Here is a 4824-nt window from a genome sequence, read left to right on the forward strand (position 1 = left end):
AACGCTTTGGCTTCCCTCCTTTTTGGAAGGTTGGTGAGGTCAATATTCGCCTTACGTCGCCATGCGGCAGGCCGTTGTGGTGTATTAAAAAATGACTTACCAAGATAAAAATAGAGAATATGAAAATTAGAATAGTTTTTGCTTTAATAAGTTTATTCAGTATGAATGCTTTTTGTCAAACCGACAATAATGAAATAAAGGTACAAGGAAAAGCAATCATTTATGAGACACCTGAATTAATGATTGTGAATATTTCCGTAAGTGCTAAGGATTCAATTTATTCGGAATGCTCAGATAAATTGGTTATAAATTACAATCTAATAGAAAAAGCATTTATGAATAATGGGATTTCTAAAAAAGACCTCAAATCTGGTGGATTAAATATAAATGAAAGCTATTCGTGGTCTGGGCGAGAAAGAAAGAAGGATGGTTATAGTGGTAATATTTCCGTAGAATTAGAACTTCCTTATAATCCAAAATCATTAAATATTGTAATGAATACATTAAAAGGAAATGAATTTCCAGTATCATATAATTTATCATTTAAGCTTAGTAAAGACCAAAAAGAAAAATTGCTTCAAAAGTCTATAGAATTAGCTATTGAGGACGCAAAAATAAAAGCGAAATATATTGCTAATTCTTTAAACGTGACACTTGGTGAAATTAAAGACGTAAATTTTGGCTATACCAGTTACCAAAACGATTTATTAACGAGTGAGACTGATGTTTTTTTTGTGTTAGATGAAGAAGAGGAAGTAGAACAAGCGTTGAACTTGAATCCTCAGAAAATGGAAATCAAAAAGACTTTAGGAATAATCTGGAAAATAAATCAATAACACACCACAACACGTGCTCATAAATAATTGCCGTTTAGTTAGTTATTTAAGGTTTGTAGCCCGCATTAAGTTCAGTTTAACTGGACAGAGAAGTAACCCGCAATCGGCAACTATTCATAGCACCAACGTTGGGTGGCATTAAAACAAACAGATACAGATGGATAAACTCATAATCTTTGTTTTTCTTTTTGCTTTATTATCCTGTTCAAATAGGACTAATAAAAATCAGAAAAAGACAGAACAATCAGACATTAAAAAGGAAGTATCAATTAATCGGCAAGACTTCAAGACTGAAAATGTTGAATTTGCATCTTATCTTGAACCAATTCCAATGCTTGGACTACCAATCGAGAAAATGTGTTATGACGATTTTGCAAGTCCAACCCTAGACCTCGATAATCCTGTTATCAATAAATTTAGACCAGAGGGTGCAAGCATATATGGTAAATTTCCAATCAATGAAAATATCATTGCTGTCATTTATTTATATCCAGCTGATTATATATATCCATTCATTGTGACTTATGGCTCAAATGCAACCAAAATTTCAGATTTTGGGTTTTTCGACGGCTATTGCGGAAGAGACTATGATTTTTATTCATCTTCATATTGCAAAATCAGCGAGACATTACAAATTTCAAGAATTGATTCTACTACCACGTTTGACATGGACGAAAATGATGAAACGATTGGTATTAAAGAATCTAAAGTCATAAAGACGGAATATGCTATTAACCAAATTGGAGAAATAATTAAGAAATAACGCCACCCAACAAACCGCATAGTGCATAAGGCGTATTGCGCGTTTGGAAGGTTTGTAACTTCGGCTACCAACGCCAAATCACAGATTTGGCTTTTTAAAGAAAACTTAAAACAAAATATGTGCTTTGGCTCGGCTCAATTTGGAAAAATAGTAAGGTTTATTCGCCTTACGCACCATGCGGCAGGCCGTTGGGCTTCATTATAAAAGAGATAAATACTAATAATGGCAAAAACAATTTTTATATCATCAACATATCGAGACTTAGTTCCGCATAGGGACGTAATATGGAAAGTTCTTCAAAATTTTGATGTTAAGATAACTGGAATGGAGGCTTTTGGTGCAAGAAGAAGCAATCCTCTAGAAACATGTTTTGAAGAAGTTGAAGTTAGTGATATTTATCTTGGTGTTATTTCGATGTGCTATGGTAGTATTGATGAATTAACAGGTAAGTCATATACTCAACTAGAATATGAAAAAGCAAAGGAATTAGGACTTGAGACATTAATATACCTTATTGATGAAAACAAAGGTGAGGTAAAAACTGGAAATATTGATTTTGGCGATAAATATTTAAGATTAAATAGCTTTAAGAATATTCTGAAAAAGAATCATACAGTTGATTTTTTTCAAAATGAAACAGACTTAGGAACCAAAATATACAACCGACTTGAATCGATATTGCATAAACCTGGACAACTCATAAATCGCCCAGAATCTCTTAAAGCAAGAACTCATAGAATGAATTTAAATGGAGATTCATGGGTTGTTATAGTTGGTTATCTAAATAGTAAGCCTTTTGAGGTATGGACATGTAAAGCGGATATTGAAGATGGCATTTTATTGCCTAAGTCTGTAGAAGAAGGATTTTTGACACGTAGAACTTATGAAGGAGTAACAGAATTTGACTTCACATTTCAAAATAAGAGAGGATACAAAACAACTATTGAAGGTATAAGTTATATGTTTGACTTTCATATTAACACATATGACAAAGTTGTTTCAAGGCTTTTACAAAGCGATATTCACTTATCAGTAGTTACAAATTCTATTTTGAGCTTGAAACTTGAGAATAAAAGTTTAAGTTCATGGAATGAACAGCTAATAAAAATATTACAACAATAACGAAAGCCCAACAAGCCATCATAAAGTAGCCCTGACCTTGGTGTAATTTAGGAGTTTGGCTCCCGCGCCAACTAGGGCAAAATTAAGAAAGTGAATATATCACACGCAAACCGGGCCACTTCATATGGCCGAACCGTTGTACGCCATAAAAGTTCCCAAAAATAGAATTAATTGTTCTCAGATTGGGAATTAATGATTATCTTTGTCTAGATAATTTTTAAAAATGAAGCGAATATTTTCAAAAGGTACATTAAGAGATTATTGGGAGAAACACGCTGATAGTGAGCAATATTTGAAAACATGGTATGATACTGCAATGAATGCAGATTGGAGAAGTCCGAATGATATTAAAGAATCTTATGCATCAGCAAGTGTCTTAAAAAGTGGAAGAATTGTTTTTAATATTAAAGGAAATTCATACCGATTGGTTGTGAAGATAAATTATGAGAAACAGTGGATTTTTGTACGGTTTATTGGAACTCATCCAGAGTATGATAAAATTGATGCAGATACAATTTAAAAACAAGAAGTTATGAATATAAGACCAATAAAAACAGAAACTGATTATCAAGAGGCATTGCAAAGATTAGATGAACTATTTGATGCTGAGATTGGAACGCCAGAAAGTGATGAAGCAGATGTATTAGCATTGTTAGTAGATAACTATGAAAATGAACATTATGCAATAGAAGCTCCAGACCCAATAGAAGCTATAAAGATTAGAATGGAAGAAATGCATATTAGGCAGATTGATTTAGTTCCAGAAATTGGAGGTAGAAGTCGGGTTTCTGAAGTTTTGAACAAGAAGAGAAAGTTAACAGTTGATATGATTAGAAAATTGACAAAAAGATTAAACTTGTCAGCAAAGGTATTAATTAATGACTATCAGCTTTTAAGATAGAAATTACGGCGTACAACAAACCGCCATAGCGCATAAGGCGATGTCTGCGGTCTTGAAGGTTCATCGCTTCGGTCAGCTCCGCCAAATCGTTGATTTGGCTATCCAAGTTAAAAAGTTAAACCCAAATACAACGCTTTGGCTTCCCTCCTTTTTGGAAGGTTGGTGAGGTCAACATTCGCCTTACGCACCATGCGGCAGGCCGTTGGGCGCAACGAACTCGAACGGAGCGCTTCGATTATGAAAAACAAAAACGGGACGCAAAACCGTAAAATCGGGAAAAGTGGTTTAATGTCAAAGCAATTTAAAACCAAGGCGCGCATTTCTGGACTCTCAATTAAAACGTAGCGGGACTTGCAAACCAAACGGACACGGCAGACTAATCCCGACCGGCACTTTTTCAGTCACGCAGCCGGATTTCCGGTTTGCAGCGGGACTTTGGGGCAGCTCTATTCGGACTCTGTTTCCCGCGTTGTTTAAGTGCAGCCGGACTTCAGAATAACGCATACGGACTAAGGCGCGCCAAAACCCAGAATACAAAGCTGTTTAGACGGAAAAAAAGATTAATAACACAAAGATTTTCAGCCCGTTTTTGATTCTCAGAACCGAAAAGTAAATTAAATCGCAGCGCCCAACAAACCGCCATAGCGCATAAGGCGATTAGTGAAGTTCCGGAGGCTTGTCGCTTCGTTCAACTCCGCCAAATCGTTGATTTGGCTAGACATAAGGAAAAAGTTAAAACCAAATACAACGCTTTGGCTTCCCTCCTTTTTGGAAGGTTGGTGAGGTCAACATTCGCCTTACGACGCCATGCGGCAGGCCGTTGGGCGCAACGAACTCGAACGGAGCGCTTCGATTATGAAAAACAAAAACGGGACGCAAGACCGTAAAATCGGGAAAAGTGGTTTAATGTCAAAGCAATTTAAAACCAAGGCGCGCATTCCCGGACTAGCAAACAAAACGTAGCAGGACTTGCAAACCAAACGGACACGGCGGACTTATCCCGGCCGACACTTTTTCAGCCAAGCAGCCGGATTTCGGAATAACGCATACGGACTAAGGCGCGCCAAAACCTAGAATGCAAAGCTGTTTAGACGGAAAAAAGATGAATAACGTAAATATTTTCAACCCGTTTTTGATTCAGAGAACGGAAAAGTAAATTAAATCGCAGCGCCCAACAAACCGCCATAGCGCATAAGGCGATC

The 4824-nt window shown here is 36.3% G+C and carries 5 protein-coding genes; all 5 read left to right on the top strand.

The window, feature by feature from the left end:
• Positions 1-119 precede the first annotated feature (119 nt).
• The 5 genes from ACRD7A_RS18815 (at position 120) to ACRD7A_RS18835 (ending at position 3622) form a co-directional block, all read left to right on the top strand.
• Positions 120-836: an SIMPL domain-containing protein gene (locus ACRD7A_RS18815; protein WP_430812937.1), complete on the top strand. Its 717-nt coding sequence runs from the start codon at positions 120-122 to the stop codon at positions 834-836.
• A 157-nt stretch (positions 837-993) separates the two neighbouring features.
• The gene (locus tag ACRD7A_RS18820) at positions 994-1599 is read left to right on the top strand and encodes a hypothetical protein (RefSeq protein ID WP_430812938.1); all 606 of its coding nucleotides are present in this window, start codon (positions 994-996) and stop codon (positions 1597-1599) included.
• A 222-nt stretch (positions 1600-1821) separates the two neighbouring features.
• A complete protein-coding gene (locus ACRD7A_RS18825) occupies positions 1822-2721 on the top strand; it encodes a DUF4062 domain-containing protein (RefSeq protein WP_430812939.1) in 900 nt (299 codons plus the stop codon).
• A gap of 223 nt (positions 2722-2944) precedes the next feature.
• Positions 2945-3241: a type II toxin-antitoxin system HigB family toxin gene (locus ACRD7A_RS18830; RefSeq protein WP_430812940.1), complete on the top strand. Its 297-nt coding sequence runs from the start codon at positions 2945-2947 to the stop codon at positions 3239-3241.
• Positions 3242-3253: 12 nt separating this feature from the next.
• Positions 3254-3622, top strand: a complete 369-nt coding sequence (locus tag ACRD7A_RS18835; protein ID WP_430812941.1) for a helix-turn-helix domain-containing protein — start codon at positions 3254-3256, stop codon at positions 3620-3622.
• Positions 3623-4824: the final 1202 nt, after the last annotated feature.

The sequence above is a fragment of the Carboxylicivirga longa genome, assembly GCF_050589825.1.
In the GTDB taxonomy this organism is placed as follows: Bacteria; Bacteroidota; Bacteroidia; order Bacteroidales; family Marinilabiliaceae; genus Carboxylicivirga; species Carboxylicivirga longa.

What these genes read in the sequence shown, in the direction of transcription:
- ACRD7A_RS18815 (WP_430812937.1), top strand. Translation starts at nt 120, where the DNA reads ATGAAAATTAGAATAGTTTTTGCTTTAATAAGTTTATTCAGTATGAAT.
- ACRD7A_RS18820 (WP_430812938.1), top strand. Translation starts at nt 994, where the DNA reads ATGGATAAACTCATAATCTTTGTTTTTCTTTTTGCTTTATTATCCTGT.
- ACRD7A_RS18825 (WP_430812939.1), top strand. Translation starts at nt 1,822, where the DNA reads ATGGCAAAAACAATTTTTATATCATCAACATATCGAGACTTAGTTCCG.
- ACRD7A_RS18830 (WP_430812940.1), top strand. Translation starts at nt 2,945, where the DNA reads ATGAAGCGAATATTTTCAAAAGGTACATTAAGAGATTATTGGGAGAAA.
- ACRD7A_RS18835 (WP_430812941.1), top strand. Translation starts at nt 3,254, where the DNA reads ATGAATATAAGACCAATAAAAACAGAAACTGATTATCAAGAGGCATTG.